The 16,773-nt window shown below is 63.9% G+C and carries 16 protein-coding genes; 4 read left to right on the top strand and 12 right to left on the bottom strand.

Annotated elements, in window-relative coordinates:
• Nucleotides 1–65 precede the first annotated feature (65 nt).
• The gene (locus EPO50_RS10780) at nt 66–491 is read left to right on the top strand and encodes a heme-binding protein (RefSeq protein ID WP_296343778.1); all 426 of its coding nucleotides are present in this window, start codon (nt 66–68) and stop codon (nt 489–491) included.
• Between the two features lie 3 nt (nt 492–494).
• On the opposite strand, the gene EPO50_RS10775 is transcribed toward EPO50_RS10780, so the two are convergent.
• The 6 genes from EPO50_RS10775 to EPO50_RS10750 form a co-directional block, all read right to left on the bottom strand.
• Nucleotides 495–1,136, bottom strand: a complete 642-nt coding sequence (locus EPO50_RS10775; protein WP_296343776.1) for a VOC family protein — start codon at nt 1,134–1,136, stop codon at nt 495–497.
• A 119-nt stretch (nt 1,137–1,255) separates the two neighbouring features.
• Complete coding sequence (locus EPO50_RS10770; protein WP_296343774.1) at nt 1,256–1,699, bottom strand: MaoC/PaaZ C-terminal domain-containing protein; 444 nt, start codon at nt 1,697–1,699, stop codon at nt 1,256–1,258.
• 100 nt (nt 1,700–1,799) lie between these two features.
• Nucleotides 1,800–2,564 (bottom strand): alpha/beta hydrolase, encoded by a 765-nt coding sequence (locus tag EPO50_RS10765; protein ID WP_296343772.1) that lies wholly within the window; start codon nt 2,562–2,564, stop codon nt 1,800–1,802.
• A 61-nt stretch (nt 2,565–2,625) separates the two neighbouring features.
• Nucleotides 2,626–2,931 carry an ATP-dependent Clp protease adapter ClpS gene (clpS, locus tag EPO50_RS10760; protein ID WP_296343770.1) on the bottom strand — a complete coding sequence of 102 codons (306 nt, stop codon included), beginning with the start codon at nt 2,929–2,931 and terminating at the stop codon, nt 2,626–2,628.
• Between the two features lie 23 nt (nt 2,932–2,954).
• A complete protein-coding gene (locus EPO50_RS10755) occupies nt 2,955–4,394 on the bottom strand; it encodes a 4-hydroxyphenylacetate 3-hydroxylase family protein (RefSeq protein ID WP_296343768.1) in 1,440 nt (479 codons plus the stop codon).
• Nucleotides 4,395–4,510: 116 nt separating this feature from the next.
• On the bottom strand, nt 4,511–5,107 hold the full coding sequence (locus EPO50_RS10750) for a glutathione S-transferase N-terminal domain-containing protein (RefSeq protein WP_296343766.1): 597 nt from the start codon (nt 5,105–5,107) through the stop codon (nt 4,511–4,513).
• Nucleotides 5,108–5,170: 63 nt separating this feature from the next.
• Between EPO50_RS10750 and EPO50_RS10745 the strand changes: the two genes are divergently transcribed.
• The gene (locus EPO50_RS10745; protein ID WP_296343764.1) at nt 5,171–6,010 is read left to right on the top strand and encodes a TauD/TfdA family dioxygenase; all 840 of its coding nucleotides are present in this window, start codon (nt 5,171–5,173) and stop codon (nt 6,008–6,010) included.
• Here EPO50_RS10745 and EPO50_RS10740 read toward each other — a convergent pair.
• The 6 genes from EPO50_RS10740 to EPO50_RS10715 all read right to left on the bottom strand — a co-directional run bounded on the left by EPO50_RS10740 (nt 6,007) and on the right by EPO50_RS10715 (nt 14,639).
• Nucleotides 6,007–7,071, bottom strand: a complete 1,065-nt coding sequence (locus tag EPO50_RS10740) for an ABC transporter ATP-binding protein (protein WP_296343762.1) — start codon at nt 7,069–7,071, stop codon at nt 6,007–6,009. The genes EPO50_RS10745 and EPO50_RS10740 overlap by 4 nt on opposite strands.
• Nucleotides 7,068–8,774, bottom strand: a complete 1,707-nt coding sequence (locus tag EPO50_RS10735) for an iron ABC transporter permease (protein WP_296343760.1) — start codon at nt 8,772–8,774, stop codon at nt 7,068–7,070. Before EPO50_RS10735 ends, EPO50_RS10740 begins: the two co-directional genes overlap by 4 nt.
• 3 nt (nt 8,775–8,777) lie before the next feature.
• On the bottom strand, nt 8,778–9,872 hold the full coding sequence (locus EPO50_RS10730; protein WP_296343758.1) for an extracellular solute-binding protein: 1,095 nt from the start codon (nt 9,870–9,872) through the stop codon (nt 8,778–8,780).
• Nucleotides 9,873–9,941: 69 nt separating this feature from the next.
• Nucleotides 9,942–11,588, bottom strand: coding sequence for a hydantoinase B/oxoprolinase family protein (locus EPO50_RS10725; protein WP_296343756.1), 1,647 nt, complete (start codon nt 11,586–11,588; stop codon nt 9,942–9,944).
• Nucleotides 11,588–13,657 carry a hydantoinase/oxoprolinase family protein gene (locus EPO50_RS10720; RefSeq protein WP_296343754.1) on the bottom strand — a complete coding sequence of 690 codons (2,070 nt, stop codon included), beginning with the start codon at nt 13,655–13,657 and terminating at the stop codon, nt 11,588–11,590. Before EPO50_RS10720 ends, EPO50_RS10725 begins: the two co-directional genes overlap by 1 nt.
• 13 nt (nt 13,658–13,670) lie before the next feature.
• A complete protein-coding gene (locus EPO50_RS10715) occupies nt 13,671–14,639 on the bottom strand; it encodes a tripartite tricarboxylate transporter substrate binding protein (protein WP_296343752.1) in 969 nt (322 codons plus the stop codon).
• Between the two features lie 102 nt (nt 14,640–14,741).
• Between EPO50_RS10715 and EPO50_RS10710 the strand changes: the two genes are divergently transcribed.
• Both EPO50_RS10710 and EPO50_RS10705 read left to right on the top strand, forming a co-directional pair.
• Entirely contained in the window at nt 14,742–16,343 is a 1,602-nt protein-coding gene (locus EPO50_RS10710) for an AMP-binding protein (RefSeq protein WP_296343751.1), read from the top strand.
• 40 nt (nt 16,344–16,383) lie between these two features.
• A complete protein-coding gene (locus tag EPO50_RS10705) occupies nt 16,384–16,773 on the top strand; it encodes a Rid family hydrolase (protein ID WP_296343749.1) in 390 nt (129 codons plus the stop codon).

Genomic DNA, 16,773 nt, shown 5'->3' with positions numbered 1-16,773 from the left:
TCATCGGCAATGACCTCATCGACGACGGTTCCTGATAGAGTGCGGTCACAGACAAGGAGACCATCATGCCGTCACTCACCCTCGCCCAGGCCAACAAGATCGTGGAAGCCGCCCTCGCCAAGGCGCGCGAGATGAAGATCAAGCCGCTGGCGGTGGCGGTGCTCGATTCCTCGGGCCACCTGAAGTCGCTGCAGCGCGAGGACGAGGCCAGCATGTTCCGGGTCGATGTCGCGATGGGCAAGGCCTGGGCCTCCGTCGGTATGGGTGCCTCCAGCCGCACCTTGCTGGGCCGCGCCAAGGAGAACCCGCAATTCTACGGCGCGCTGGCAGCGACGGCGCAGGGCAAGTTCCTGCCTCAGACCGGTGCCGTTCTGATCAAGGACGCAGCCGGCAACATTCTGGGCGCCGCGGGCGCCAGTGGCGGCACGGGCGACGAAGACGAGGGGGCCTGCATTGCCGGCGTCCAGGCTGCAGGACTGGTCGCAGGCTGAAAGTCAGCCCGCGCCATCGGCAAAGGCGATGAGGTTCTCATCAGGATCCTTCACGATGAAGACGCGCGCTCCCCAGGGCTCTGTCCGCAGACGCTGATGGAAGGGCGTTTCCGTTCTTTCGAACTCAAGAAACAACAGCTTGGCATCGTCGACCGTCAGCGTCGCCGACAATGCCTCGGGTTCGCCGGCGCGAAAGTCCTTGTCGAACACCGCGCCAGCGACCTTGCGGAGATTGAGGCGGCCGCCGTCGCGACAGACCTGAGCGTAGAAAAGCGGCTGCCCGTAGGAGAAAGCAAGCCGGAAGCCGAGCTTTTCGACATAGAAGCGGCACGACGTTTCCATGTCGGTCACGAAAAGCTGCGGCTCGGCGGCGAGGATGACGGACGTGCGGAGCGACGATTCTGCTGAAGCTGTCATGATTTCGATCTCTTTGATCAGCGCAGACCAGGTCTCGAACCCGTGTTTTCTGGCAACGAGTTCCTGAGCATCGTTCAGCTTGAAGCCGGCCCGCAGGATCTCGCTGTCGGTCAGATCTCGAAAGTGGGGCAACATCGACCTGATCTGCGCCGCGACGGGATAGTACCCTTCGCGGTGCCACTTCAGGTATCGCTTCGCCTGCTTCCTCAGATTCTCGATGTTCGGCATAGGCGCGCACTACGGTTGGTCTTATCGTAGGCGGGCAATGCCCCTCCGGCCCGTGGCCGATGCGCCCTACAGCAACACGAAGATGCTAACGGGAGGCGATCTCCAGCGTCAACAGACGACTAGGCTTTTCCAGGACGCAGGCGGATCAGCACGTCCAGCACCAGGATGAGCACGACCTTGCCTTCGGTATCGGTCAGCTCCGTCCTGAAGATTGCGACGGCATCGCGTCGTTCTGGCCTGAGCGTGATCTTTTGGATCTCCGACCGGCCGGTGAGCTTGGTGCCGGGACGAACCGGCGCGGGCAATCGGACCTCGATGCTACGCCCCACGATTGCCGCAACCTTGGACCAGACCGCTTCCACGATGAGCCGTTGGTAGATCGCAATCGTATTGAAGCCGCTGGCGATGAGCCCGCCGAAAGGTCCGGCCGCCGCAGCTTCGGAATCGGTATGGATCGGCACAGGATCGTACTGCCGCGCGAACTGCAGGATCTCCGCTTCGCTTATGGTGTACTCGCCGAGCTGGAATTGCTGACCTTCGGTGAGGTCTTCTGCGTACAGCATTGCTTCTTTTCTCTTCTGTGAGCTGCCGGTCGATAGTCCCCATCGTTCATCGCACGGCTTGCGAAGACAATAACCTTGCAGGTAATCCCAGGCTGCCGAGTTAGCGCAGTGCGGCACGCAATGCCGACGCGACTCCTCCAGGATTCTCGACGATCATTCCATGTCCGGCCTGCGGCACGACACCGATACCCACACCCTGCTGCGGCAGACGTTCGGTGTCGGGATCCGGCAGGGAGGCTTCGCCGAAAATGATCGTTCTCGGCATCTTCATCGCATAGAGCAGTTCGCGCCATGTCGGCGTGCCACCGGCGACGAGCGACGTCGCACTGCGATGCACGGCATATGGCGCACTAATGGACATCGAAGCGGCCCAGATTCCATTTCCCTCCGTCCGCGCGGCTTTCACCAGATCTCGATGCCCATACGCTACGTAGTCGGCTTCTGGCATGGCCGCCACCTTGCGGCTGAACGTGCCTCCACCTGGATCGAGGTTCGGTTCGCCCATCACGAGATGCCGGACGCAATCACCCAGCAGCGCAGCGGCGACGATCGCGACGGCGCCGCCCATGCTGTGGCCGTATAGATCCAGCGAGTCCGGCGCGAGATTGGTTACAAGTTCCGCTACCGTGCGCGCATGGTCCTCGACCGTATAGCCGAAGCCGTCGGGGCGATCGCTGAAGCCTGATCCCAAAAAGTCGAGAAGCACCATGCGCCGACCGGCCAGGGCGGGGTCGGACGCGATGCGCGGATAGTCGCTGGACGAGGCACAGCCCAGGCCATGGAGCATGATCAACGGGCGACCATCGCCGGGAATGTCATGGTAGCGAAGGCAGCTCCCGACGCTTTGCAGCACAAGCGATTTCATGGGCTTGCTCTCTTGCCTTTCACCCGATCGCAGGCCTGGAGATCCGCGGTCCGAATCAAGCCTACTCCTCCGGCTCGGTGCTGAACTCGAGGGGATGGCCGGCGCTGCGGCCCATGTCATTGGCTTCGGTTGTCTTCGACTCGGCGATGTCGCGCGTATAAGTCGCGACCACGCAGACGCCAAGTTGATGCGCCGTCATCATGACGCGATAGGACTGCTCCTCGGTCATGCGGAACACGGCCTTCAGCACCACAACGACGAACTCGCGCGGCGTGTAGTCGTCGTTGAGAAGGATCACCTTGTAGAGCGGCGGCTGCTTGGTCTTGGTCCGCTCCACGGCCTGCGGCTTGGTGTCGATATCGCTCATCGGCCCCTCCTCCGCCTTGTCTATTAATACTCCTCGTCGAGAAAGCGTTGCACCAGCCGGTCGGCACGGCTGCGGTCGGTGAACTGCAGGTGCCGTGCCAGGTTGCGTGTCGACGAGGCGAGGTAGAAGCGCTCGTACTGCTCATTGCGGCTGGCCAACGCACTGCCGGCAAAATCCCAGGCCAGCCGGAAGATGCGGATACGCTCCTCCGCCGCCATGCCCTTGGCACCCGGCAGGTAGCGGTCGATCAGCGGCCGCAGGCCGGGATCGGCGAGTTGGGCGGCCGTCGGCGCCGCCAGCAAATTGTGGGAGCCGATCAGGCGCAGGATCTCGTTCACTCGGGGGAACCAGAGCGGCAAGGCGGCCCGCAGGGCATGAAGCGGGCGGATGCCGCAGGTCCAGAGGCCGGTCGGCCATTCCTTCGCCTCGGCCTCCGCCGCCACGATCGCCGAGCGCGTGAACTCGGCATAGGTCCAGATCTCACCGATCAGACGTTGCGTCTCGGGATCGACCGCATTGATCGACGCCGCCATGCGCAGCGCTAGCCCCCAGGCGAAGTCGAGCTTGGTCCAAGCCCGGATCATGGTCTGCTGCATGATGTTGGGCTGCCAGCTCGAGGTCATCACCGTGTTGTAGGTGGTGAGGTTGCAATCGATGAACAGCCGGTCGCGCGGCACCTCCACGTCATCGAAGATCACGAAGGCATCCTGCTCGTCGAAGCGGCCCGAGAGCGGATGGTCGAAGCGATTGCCGGGCGCCGACATTGAATCGCGGCAGAGGAACTTAAGTCCTGGCGTGCCCATCGGCACGCAGAACGAAAGCGCATAGTCGTCGGCGCCCTGCGGCAGTGGTGCTGCGGGATAGACCGCAATCTCGTCCGCGAACGGTGCCAGCGTGGCCAGCACCCGCGCACCGCGGACGACGATGCCGTGCTCCGTCTCGCCGACCTTGCGCAACGCGTGTGCGTTGCCGGCCGAGGGCGCATCGCCGGTCGCCTTGTCGACAGTGGGCTGGACGATTGTGTGTGTCAGCGCGATGTCGCCGCGGCGCAGGACCTTCTGATAGGCGACCAGCCGCTCCGCGCCCGCTTCGTTGCCGTTGGTACTCCATTCGTCCGACCGGCCGGCGAAGCCAGCATAGGTGACGTTCATATAGTCGGGCGTCCGGCCCATCAGACCGACCGAATATTCGGCCACCTGCCGCAGCGCCTGGTGCCGCCGCGCCAGATCATCGCGCGATTGGGGAATCACGTGGCTTACAGGAATCGCCTCGCCTGTCTCGGGGTCGGAGGCGAGACAGATGTCGGAGTGCTCGTGATGGAGATCGTAGACGTCGGCCAAGGCATGGGCGGCGCCCCGCAGCTTGGGATGGTCGACGACATCGGCGATCCGCTCACCATCGACCCAGACTTCACGATGGCCGCGAAGCCCCTTCAGGAATTGCTCGCCCGTCCGTGCCGGCATGCCCGTCCCCCGACCTCACCCAATGCCGTCCCTACCTTGCGTCAGAATTTTCGCAGATATCAAGCGGGTTGAGACGAGGTCGGAGCTGCTGCTGCAGGCAGTCGGTCCGTCGCCAACTACCCTTTGGGCATCGTCTCGGCCAGTGGAGGCAGCTTCACGACCTTGGCGTACCAGGCTTCGAGTTGGGGATGGCCGGGCCGCCACGGCTCGTTAGCGAAGCGGAAGTCGAGATAGCCCAGCGCGCAGCCGACGGTGATCTCGCCGATCGTCTTCAGCTCACCGAACGACGCCGCTTCCTTCTCCAATGTGTCGATGGCACGGCTCACCTTGCCACGCTGCAGTTCGATGTACGCTTTACGGCCGTCATCCTGCGGCAGTGCGATCTCGCGGCGACGTGGCTGGCTCGCATCCATGATGCCATCGCCCAGCGCCTGCTGACGCAACGCATTCCAGCGCGCCGCCCCTGCAGCCGGAAAGAGCTTGGCCGCGCTGCCGACACTGTCGAGATACTCGCAGATCACCGGGCTGTCGTAGAGCATCAGGCCATCGTCGGTCACGAAGCTCGGCACCTTGGACAGCGGATTGAACGGCAGCAGAGCCGGATCGGTCGTGCCAACGGTCCAGCGCTCGATCTTGTCGTTGAGGCCGCGCGCAATTGCGCAAGCCATGACCTTGCGGACATACGGACTTGCAGCAGAGTAGGCGATCTTCATGGGGTTCCCTCTTGTCCTTGCTGGGATCGGCGCGCACGCTACCCGGCGCATGGGAGCAACGCCATGAATTTTCAGACCGAGAAGCTCGGCGGCCATATGGCGGCAGCGGTGAGCGGCGTCGATCTCAATCGCCTGCCGGATGTCGCGACGCAGCAAGCGCTGATCGATGTGCTGCACGACAATCTCGTGCTCTGCATTCGCGACCAGAATCTCAAGCCACCCGCCTTCCTCGACGCCATGTCGCGGTTCGGAACGCCGATGCTGCGAAAGCAGCTCGCCAGGACGCCCGAATGCGCCGAGGTCAACATCATCTCGAGTGAAGATCGCGACGTGCTGGGTGACGGCAAGAAGATCGTGAACGGCGCCAACTGGCATACCGACGACAGCTTCATGCGGGAGCCCTGCTCGCTCACCATGCTCTACGGCGTAGAGGTACCGTCCCGCGGCGGCGACACGCAGTTCACCAACATGTACGCCGCCTATAGCGACCTTCCGGCCGAAACCCGAGCACGCATTGATCCGCTGAAGGTGATCCACAAATACAGTTCGAGCCGTAAGCTCAGCCGTATTTCGACGCGGCCGGCCGAGGAGATGGCCGCCATGCCGGAGGCGACGCATCCCCTGGTGCGAACGCACCCCGAGACGAGGCGCAAGTCGCTCTATCTCAATCCCAACCGCATGGAACAGATCGTGGGGCTCGATCGCGCCGAAAGCGACCAGCTGCTCGACGAGCTGATCGCCCATGCCACGCAGCCGAAATACCAGTACCGCCATGTCTGGCGTCAGGGCGACATTGTGATCTGGGACAATCGCTGCACGATGCACAAGGCCAACGCCGACTATCCCGAAGGTGAGCGGCGTTTGATGCATCGGGTCATCGTCGCCGGTACGGAGCCGTTCTAGGCCTCCAGCAGGACGCAGTGCTCCGGTGAAAAGGAGAGCGTTACGGGGGCGCCCTCGGCCAAAAGATTCACCGGCGGACGGCGCACGATCAAAGCGCCCACGGCGCTGTCGATGACATACTGCACGAAATCGCCGTGAAACAGACGCTGGCGCACCTTGCCGGGCACATGGTTGTCGCCGGACCGCGGTTCGAGATCGATGTAGGCGGTGCGCACCGCGACTTCACTTTCGTTGCCATGCGGCTTGTGTGGCGCCATGACCTTCAGCGTCGGACCACCCTCGACGGCAAACAGCCCCTCGCCTACCGGTTTGCCTTTGATCAAGTTCGCCGAGCCTACGAAATCGGCGACGAAGCGGCTGCGCGGCTTGTTGTAGATCTCCTCCGGCGTGCCGATCTGCTCGATCACGCCCACGTTCATCACGATGACGCGGTCGGAAATGGCGAGCGCTTCCTCCTGGTCGTGGGTGACATAAACAGACGTGATGCCGAGCCGCCGCTGCAGTTCACGCAGCTCGACCCGCATCTCGGCACGCAACTTGGCGTCGAGATTGGAGAGCGGCTCGTCGAACAGCACGACCGTCGGCGAGAAGGCAATGGCGCGGGCCAGCGCCACCCTCTGCTGCTGGCCGCCCGACAGTTTTGAGGCACCGCGGTCGGCAAGATGGCGCATCTGCACCAGGTCGAGGGCGCGCTCGACGTTGGCCTTGATCTCGTCGGCGCCGAGTTTTCGCACGCGCAGGCCGTAGGCGACGTTGTCGAACACGCTCATGTGCGGCCACACGGCGTAGGACTGGAACACCATGGAGACGCCGCGCTGCTCGGTCTGGACGTTCTTGCGCTGCGAGGAGTCGTACATCGTCTGGCCGTCGATGCTGATGCGGCCACCCGACGGCTGCTCGAGGCCTGCGACAGCGCGCAAGGTCGTGGTCTTGCCGCAGCCCGACGGACCGAGGAGCGTCAGATGCTCACCGCGGCCGACCGTGAAGCTCACGCCATTCACTGCCACCTGGTCGCCGTAGCGCACGACCAGGTCCTTCACTTCGATACGCGTCACGCTCACTGCAGCTCCTTGGTCATGCCGCGCGCCACGCGGAACAGGATGATCAACGCCACGATCACGGTGAAGGTCTGGATCAACGCCATCGCTGCCGTGAGTTCCGTACCGCTGGTGGCAAAGGCGTTGACGATCGACGGCGCGATCACCTTGGCGTTGGGTCCCATCAGGAAGGCCGAGGCGCCGAGTTCACGCACGCAGGCCATGAAGATCAGCAGCCATGCCGCCAGGATGCCGGGCTTGAGCAGCGGCAAGGTGACGGTGCGCATCTGATAGCCCCATGAGGCGCCGCAGACACGTGCGCATTCCTCCAGACTCTTGTCGATCTGCAGCACCACGCCGGCCAGCGTACGCACGCCGAGCGGCAGCATGACCGTGAAGTAGGCCAGCGCCAGAAGCCACAGGGTGCCGTAGAGGCCGACCGGGATGTTGAGCCATGCCCATAGCAGCGCTAGGCCGAACACGAGGCGCGGCACGGCCTGCGGGAACATGACGAGATACTCGATCGCCCCGCGGCCGCGCAGGTTGGAGCGATAGATGATCCATACCAGCACCGACATGATCGCCACCCCCACCGTGGCGACGCCCAAGCCCAGCATGATGCTGTTGAACAGCGCCGTACGCACTGGACCCAGTGACAGCGCGATCTCGTAGTTGGCGAGGGTCCACTGCGCCTGGTGCAGGAGCACGGTGGCGAAGCGCTGCAGCGAGGTCATGAGGAGGGCTGCGATCGGGAACACCACTGCCAGCGCCACGTAGAGCGCGCAAACGCTGAACAGCACCCAGGCGAGCCGCCCCATGTCCATCGGCCGGGGCCGGAACGCCTTGCCGGTGATGGTGGCAAAGCTGCCGCGGGCGATCACACGGCGATAGAAGGTCAGCATGCCGAACATGACGACGAACAGCGAGAGCCCCATGGCCGAGGCGCGGCCGTAGTCCGGCGGATAGGCGAGCGTCGAATCCCAGATCGCCGTGGTGATGACGTAGATGCGGCCGGGAATGCCGAGCACCAGGGCTGCGGCGAACGAGCCCAGCATCTCGGCGAAGACGAACAGCATGGCGCCCAGTACGCCCGGCATGACCAGCGGCAAGGTCACGGTCAGCGTGGTGCGAAGCTTGGAAGCGCCCATGACGCGCGCCGACTCCTCGAGCGCCGGATCCATCGACTTCATCGAGGCCGAGATCATGACGAAGGCCACGGTGCCCTCGAACAGCGCCATGACCCAGGCGATACCGAAGTGGGTGTAGATGTCGGCGATGTCGCCGGTGCCGCCAACTGCCTTCCACAACTGGTTGATGAAGCCGCTCTTGGGTCCAGCGATCACCGCCCAGGCGAGCGCACCCACGAGCGGCGTCATGTAATAGGGCAACTCCATCAGCCGTTCGAGCTTCTCGCGTCCCGGCACGTTGGTGCGGGTCAGGATCCAGGCGAGCGTGAAGCCGATCAGGATGGCCATCACCGTGGCCATCACGGCGATGACGACCGTGTTCCACACGGTCTTGAAGTCCTCCTTGAAGATCGAGACGTAGTTGGCGAAGCCGAATTCGACCGGCGGAAATGCCATGGGGTCGCCGACGTTCAGCGACTCCTCGACCAGGAAGACCATCGGCAGCAGGACCAGGAAGCCCACGATCCCAAGAACCGCGAGCGTCGTCAGGGCCTGCCCGTTGATGCGCGGGCGCAGAACGCCCCTCAATCCGTCAGCCAATGCCTAGCGCCCGGTACCGACGATGCGGTTCCACTCCTTGGCGAAGGACGGACGGTCCTTCTCGAAGGCGTTCCAGTCGGCCGGTGAGAGCAGTTTCATCTTGCTCAGCGGCACGGTATCGCTGCCACCCGGCGGCGGCACGTCGGCCCGTGGCGAGTGGAGCAGCAGGGCTTCGGCCAGCGCCTTCTGGCCGATCGGCGAGAGGAACCAGTCCATGAACAGTTCGGCAGCGTTGGGATGCGGCGCCTGATCGACGATGCCGTAGGTCTCGGGCACGGCCGGCACGCCGGTATCCGGGAACACGAAGGCGAGTGGCGCCCCCTTGGCCTTGAACTCGATGTAACCCGAATACTGCGCGCCCATGATGATCTTGTCCTGGCCGTCGACCAGGCGGCCGTACTGCTGGACGTAGGAGTCGAAGGCGCGCGGCTTCTGGTCACCGAACTTCTTGAAGTAGTCCATGCCGAGGATCGGCAGCAGCATGTACCACACGCCATGCTGCAGGCCGGAGTTCGACACCTTGACGTTGATCGAGTCCTTCCACTTCGGATCGAGCAGGTCTTCCCACTTCTTCGGCGCGTCTGCCGCCGACACCTGGTTGGGGTTGTAGGCGATGCCGGCCATGATGACCGAGCCCCAGGTCCAGAACCCCTCGGGCTGGCTCTTCGCCTCCTTCGGGAAGAACTGCATCTCGGGCGAGACGTACTGGCGGAAGCCGCCCTTGCGCTGGAAGTCCAGGATCATGCCCATGTCGGAGATCTGGATGACGTCGACGAGATACGACTTGGCCTGACGCTCAGACAGCACCTTGGCATAGAGCGCGCCCGCCTGCAGTCGGACGTAGCTCGTCTTGATCTTGGGAAACATCTTGTTGAAGGCGGCGAGCAGCTTGACCTGGCCCTGCTCCGGATCGGTCGAGTAAAGGGTGAAGGCGCCTTCGGCTTCCGCCTTGCCGATGTCGGCGCAGGTCTTGAAGCCTTCCATCTGTTGCGGCTTCTCGCAAACTTTGGGCTTGGCCTGGGCTTGAGCATTGGCGGGCGACCATCCGGCCCAGGCGACGGCACAAAGCACCGCAGCCATGGCAGCAAGCGTCTTCATAATATCCTCCCGATGCACTCTTGTTACTTGGAGCGTAACGGTGGCTGTCTGGAGGTTCAATCGTTCGATTCAGTCATCGCTTGCATAGGCTGACGTGTCCGTCACGTAACCTGCAGCGATATCAGCAGCGAGCGCTTTACGATCACGCTTCCCTGGATCGCCGTGGCCACCACCGCCCGGCGTGCCTAGCGAAACAGTATCGCCTTTGTTCAACACATACTGTTTCTTGGGATCGGTCCGCACATCATTGATCCGCAGTTCGCCCGGCGCACCGTCCTTGCCGCCTTCGATGCCAAAGGCCGGAAAGACTGTCCGCTCCGCGAGAAAGGACACTGCAATCGGCGTCTCGCTGCGGCTCTCGATCAGGATTTCCTGCCCCAGCCCGCCGCGATGACGTCCCGCACCTCCTGAATCGGTGCGCAGTTTCTTGTGATGAAAGCGCAAGGGCGCGATGTGTTCGCTGATCTCGATCGACGTGGACGATACGTTCGATGGCCAACTGAGACAGGTCACGCCGTCGCCGCGCGTGTTGCCCCCCATGCCGCCATTGTAGAAGAACATGTTGGCGTAAGGCTTGCCGCCGCCCTGCCCGTTTGCATCCCGCACGCCGGACTGGTTCATACCCCACATCGGCGAACCGCAGGCCGCCATCACGCGCTCCGGCACGATCTGGCCCAGGCAACCAAACACCAGCATTGGCACATAGTGGCCGATCAGCATGCGCGAGCCGCCGGGAGCTGGAAACTGCGGATTGACGATACAGCCCGGTGGCGCCTTGAGCGTGATCGGTCGCCACGCGCCTTCGTTGTTGGGCAAGTTGGGACTGGTGCAGACCTTCACCCCATACATCGCCATCGCATTCGTGTAGCAGAGCGCACAGTTGATCGCCCGATCGACCTGCGCGTCGGTGCCGGCGAAATCCATCTCGATCTCGTCGCCCGTGATCGTCAGGGCGAGTTTCATCGTGATGGGCTTGTCGTGCACGCCGTCCGTCTTGAGTTCGCTGTGGTAGGTGCCGTCCGGCAGCTCGCGGATCGCCGCCCGCATCGCCGTCTCGCAGCGGCCCTGAATCTCCCGCGCGAGATCCGTGAGATCAGGCAGGCCATAGCTCTCCATCAGCACGTGCAGCCGGTCTTCCATCAGGTCGAGCGCCACGACCTGCGCCCAGAGGTCGCCCATCGTCTGATCGGGGGTTCGCACGTTCTTGCGGATGATGGTGACCAGGGTCTCGTCGGTCTTACCGGCCGCAATCATCTTCATGGGGGGAATCTGCAACCCCTCCTCGAAGACCTCACGCGGCTCCGGACTTCTGATCTTGCCACCGATGTCCGGCGCATGCGCGGTGGTGGCACTGAAGGCCACCAACCTGCCGTCGCGGAAGATCGGCTTGGCCAAGGTGATGTCGGGCAGATGTCCGGTGCCCAGCCAGATGTCATTGGTGATCAGCACATCGCCCGGTTCAAGCTTGTCGGGCGGAAAGAACCTCAGGAAGTGTTTCACCGTTTCCGGCAGAGTGCCGATGAAGCTCGGAATGCTCTCGCTTGCCTGCACGAGCGACTGGCCCGCAGCATCGGTGATGACGCAGGAAAAGTCGTAGCTCTCCCGCACCAGGGTCGAGAAGCTGGTGCGCACCATCGCGGCGGCCGCCTCGTCGACCATGGAGATCAGACGCCGCCACAAGAGTTCGAGTTCGATCGGATCAAACGTGCGCGCCATCACACGACCTCCGCCAGGATCGACCCATCAGGCAGCAGGCGCGCCGTGGCGCCCGGTCCGACGATGAAAGTGCTCTCATTTTCCTCGAAGACGGCCGGCCCATCGATGCGTACCCCGGGCTCCAGGGCGTAGCGATCCCAGACCTGCGTCGAGAGAGACTTTCCGACATCGGGGAAGAAGACCGGTCGCATGCCCTTGCGCGCCGACGCGGAGGGATGCCGCGGCAGTTCGAGTGCGCCGCCGCTGCCCGGCATCAGCGCACTGACGGAAAGGCGCAGAGCGACGAACTGAATGGCGGCGCCCGGAGGCGTTCGAGCGAACAACGCCTTGTAGGCCGCTTCAAAGGCCGTCTTTACGCTGGACGCATCCAGCCTGTCGGGCAGCACAACGGTGATCTCGCTGCCTTGGCCGATGTAGCGCATGTCGGCCAGACGTCGACTGTTGCGGCTGTCGACATCCGCACCTGTTAGGCGCAACACGTCGAGCGCTTCCTTTTCCAGAGCCGCAAAGGTGTGGTCGGCAGTCGAGAGGTCTGCACCGGCAAGAGCAACGTTGAAGCTCGTCACGCGATCGACGCGTGCCGGCGCCATGAGCATGCCGATCGTGCTGCCGGCCCCGGCTCCGGGCGGACAGACCACGCGGGTCACACCAAGCTTGCGCGCAACATGCCAGGCGTGGACCGGCCCGGCACCACCAGTGGCCAGCAAAGCGTATTCGGCCGGCACTCGACCGCGTTCGGCAATGGCAACGCGCGCGGCGCCGGCCATGTTCTCGTTCACGACGTCGTGCACACCGAACGCCGCGCGGCTCTCTTCGACGCCAAGTGCGGCGGCGAGCCTGCCGAATGCAGCCGTGGTGGCTGCATTGTCGATCTCCATGGCGCCGCCCAGGAAGAAGCCAGCATTGAGATAGCCAAGGCTCAAGTCCGCGTCGGTGACTGTCGCCTCCGTGCCGCCACGTCCGTAGCAAGCGGGGCCCGGCTGGGCGCCACTGCTCTCCGGCCCCACGTTCAAAGTTCCGAGATCACTCTTGTGCGCGATCGAGCCGCCACCGGCGCCGATCTCGATCAGCTCGACGGTCGCGATCTGAATCGGCAGACCTGAGCCGCGCAAGAAGCGCTTCTCGCGGGCCGCTTCGAAGCCGTAGGCGACCAGCGGTTCGCCGTCATCGACCAGAGCAAGCTTGGCGGTCGTGCCGCCCATGTCGAAGGCCAGCACGCGGTCGAGGCCGGCATTTCGACCAAACCAGGCGCCCGCCAACGCGCCGGCAGCGGGGCCGCTCTCCAGAAGCTGCACCGGCGCCCGCCGCGCTTCGGCCACGTGAGTAAGCCCGCCATTGGACAACATGAGGAACAGGCCACCCGGAATGCCCTCGCCGCGCAGCGCCTGCTCCAGCCGATCGAGGTAGATTTCTGCCAGCGGCCGAACATAGGCGTTGGCCACCGTGGTGCTGGCCCGCGAATACTCGCGGATCTCGGGCGCGATATCGGACGACAGTGAGATCGACAGGTGCTGGAACCGCTCGGCGACCGCCGCCGCAATCGCCCGTTCGTGTGCCGGATTGGCATAGGAATGCAGGAAGCAGATCGCCAGGCTCTCGATGCCCTGCTCAACCAGTGCCGCCACCTCGCCGAGCGCTGCCTCGACATCGAGCGCTTTCTCGACACTGCCATCCGGCGCCAGTCGCTCCATCGCCTCGCGCCGCCACGGTCGGGGCACGATCGGCTTGGGCATCTCGATGAAGAGATCGTAGAGCTCGTACTTTCGCTCGCGCGCGATCTCCAGAACGTCGGCGAAGCCTGCCGTTGTGAGCAACGCGGTCTTCGCCCCCTTGCGCTCGATCAGTGCATTGGTGAAGAGCGTCGTGGCGTGTACGACGCGCCCGATCTGATCTGGCCTCGCTCCCGCTTTCTCGAGCACGCGCCGCGTCCCTTCGAGCGCTCCACGCGCCGGATCGTCGGGCGTCGTGCTCTCCTTCCAGATGATGGCGCGGCCATTCCGCGGATCGTGAATGACGAGATCGGTGAAGGTTCCCCCAATGTCGATCCCGAGGGACAGCGGCGCACTCATTACTCGTCCTTTACTACTGGGCTCTGACATTGCCTTCCTTGGCGACCTTACCCCAGCGCTCACGGTCCTTCAGGATATAAGCGGCGAAAGCTTCCGGGCCCTGCCCTATCGGCTCGAGCCCTTGCTTGGCCAAAGCTTCGGCATTCTTCGGGTCCGACATCGCCTCGAGGAAGAGCTTGGCAAGCGCATTCTTGATATCGGCCGGCAATCCAGCAGGGCCCATCAGGCCGAACCAGTTGTTGATGTCGAGCGCAGGAATGTCCTTCGTCAGCAGCGGCAGTTCGGGCGCCAGCGCAGAGGGCTTGGTCGAAGCCAGTGCCAGCACGCGGACCTTGCCGCCACGCGCCTGACCAATCAGCTCCGATATGTTGCCGAAGAAAAGGTCGACCTGCCCGGCGGCGACATCGGCGATTGCCGGCGCACCGCCGCGATAGGGAATGTGATTGAGCTTCAGGCCACCCGCTTCGGCGGCCAGGAATTCCGCGCCGAGCTGGTTGGTAGAGCCGAGTCCTGTCGACGCGTACGTAACCTTGCCCGGACTAGCCTTGGCATAGGCAACCAGCTCGGGAACGGTCTTGAAGGGCGCATCGACGCGCACGATCAGCGCCATCGGCACGCCGACCAGATTGCAGATGGGAACCAGCTCCTTGTCCAGATCGAGCGGGATCTGCGAGCCCGGCACGACCGGCCCGACGGCGAGCTGCCCCATGATCCCGATACCGACCGTATAGCCATCGGGCGGCGACTGGGCGACGGCTTTCAGGGCAATGAATCCACCGGCGCCTGTCTTGTTGTCGACGACGACCGTATAGCCATGCAGCCGCTGGATCGCATCGGCCGCCAGCCGTGCAGCAATGTCGGCGGTACCGCCGGGTGCGTAGCCCACCAGGATTTTGATCGGGTGCTTGGGCACCCATTGCTGCGCATGGGCAGAAGCGGCAGCAAGAACGAGCGGAGCGGCCAGCAGACTTCGGCGGTACATCGCGATCCCCCAAATCTCCGAGCTGAGCGTCGAGCAAGCCTCGTGCCGGGTCAAGTTTATGAGGCTTGAGATGAAACGCTCTTCCGCTAGTCTCCGCGCCGCATGTCCCTTACCCATCCCGCTGCCGACTTGTGGACGCTGATCTCCGGCATCGCCGACGAGACGCCCCAGGCTCCGGCCTTTGTTCATGGCGATCGCGTGCTGAGCTTCGCGGAGCTGGTCGACTGCGCCAAGCGGGCCGCCCAGGGCCTGGCCGATCTGGGCGTCGGCCCGGGCGACCGGGTGGCGCTTTGGCTACCCAATACGCCTGCCTACCCTGTTCTCTTGTTCGCTTGCTCACGGTTGGGCGCCATCGCCGTTGCCGTGAACACACGTTATCGCGCGGTCGAAGTGGCGGACATCGTGGACCGCTCAGGAGCCAAGGTGCTGGCCTGCGCACCGGGCTTCCGCAGCATCGACTTTCTCGCGATCCTGGCTGACATCGAACCCAATGCGCTCGACAGGCTCTCTGCCCTCGTGACGGTTGGCGACGAGCCCACATCGATACCACCGGCGATCGAACGTCTGCGGCGCGTGCCCTTCGAGCGGTTGTTGTCGCGGCCCCGGCTTGGCGTGAACCATGCGCGAGCAAGCGCGCCCTGCAACATCTTCACCACGTCGGGCACGACGAGCGCGCCGAAGTTCGTGCTGCATCGTCAGGGTGCCATCGCCGGTCACGCCCAGCAGGTCGCGCGGAGCTTCGGCTTCGCTGCACCGGGAACGGTGTCGCTTTCCGTTCTGCCGCTGTGCGGCGTCTTCGGCTTCAATCAGACAATGGCGACTTTGGCCGCCGGCAGGCCCAGTGTTTTGGTGGAGTCCTATGAAATCGCCGAGATCGCCCGCCTCGTCGAGCGGCACAGGCCGACGACCATGTTTGGCAGCGACGATATGTACGCTCGCCTGCTCGATGCCGTGCCTGGCGATCGCCCTTTCCCGTCGATCAAATGGGCCGGCTATGCCGCCTTCAATGCAGCGCTCGACGATCTGCCGGAAAAAGCCGAACAACGCGGCCTCGTGCTCTGCGGCCTCTATGGAATGAGCGAGGTACAGGCGCTCTATTCCGTGCAGCCGGTAGACGCCACCGTGGCCCGGCGCAAGAAAGGTGGCGGCGTGCCGACCTCGCCGTTGGCGCACATACGGGTGCGCGATCCCGACAATGGCGAGCTGTTGGGTGTCGGCCAACCTGGCGCGCTGGAATGTGCGGGGCCATCGTTGATGGCCGGTTACTATGGCAACGATAAAGCCACCGCCGAAACCGTCACGGCCGACGGCTATGTCAGGACCGGCGATCTTGCCGAGCTCGACGGCCACGGTGGCTTCACGTTCCTCAGTCGTATGGGCGACGTGCTACGGCTCTCGGGCTTCCTGGTGAACCCGCTCGAGATCGAGACCCATCTGCAGAAGTTGCCGGGCATCACGGGATGCCAAACCATCGCCGTCGCCCGTCCCGATGGCGTGCGCGCCGTCTCCTTCGTGATCCTGGCGCCCGGCACGAGCCTCGACGAAGCCGCCGCGATCGCACACTGCAAGCGCGGGCTCGCCAACTACAAAGTGCCGCTGCGCATCTTCGCGATCGACGATTTCCCCAAGACGCCATCGCCCAACGGCTTCAAGATCCAGCGCAACCGGCTGCGCGACATGGCGCTGGAACGGCTGAAGAGCTGAAGCGACACTCGTTCAGAACGACAATTCGAGGGAGAGAACGATGGCCAAGCGCAAGAGCGTCAACTACCCGGGCTATACCCACCAGAACCCGATCCCCAATGCCAGCCGGATCGGCAACATCTTGATGTCGAGCATCATGAACGGCACCGAGCCCGGAACGCGCAACGTGCCGCCGGATCTCGCGAGCCAGGTCGTCAACATCTTCAAGCACATCAAGCTCTGCGTCGAAGCCGCTGGCGGCACGCCCGACGACATCATCAAGATCAACTTCTGGATGAAGCAGCCTTCGACCGGACGCGGCGCGCTGAACGACGAATGGGTAAAGATGTTCCCCGACGAGGCGTCGCGGCCGGCGCGTCACACCCTGCAACTCTCTGGTGACAGCCCGCATCAGGTGACCTGCGACTTCACCGCTGTGATCGGCGGTTAG

This window comes from Reyranella sp., from assembly GCF_004297405.1.
GTDB lineage: Bacteria > Pseudomonadota > Alphaproteobacteria > Reyranellales > Reyranellaceae > Reyranella.
The sequence above is the reverse complement of the archived record's forward strand: the minus strand, read 5'-3'. Positions and strand labels throughout refer to the sequence as shown.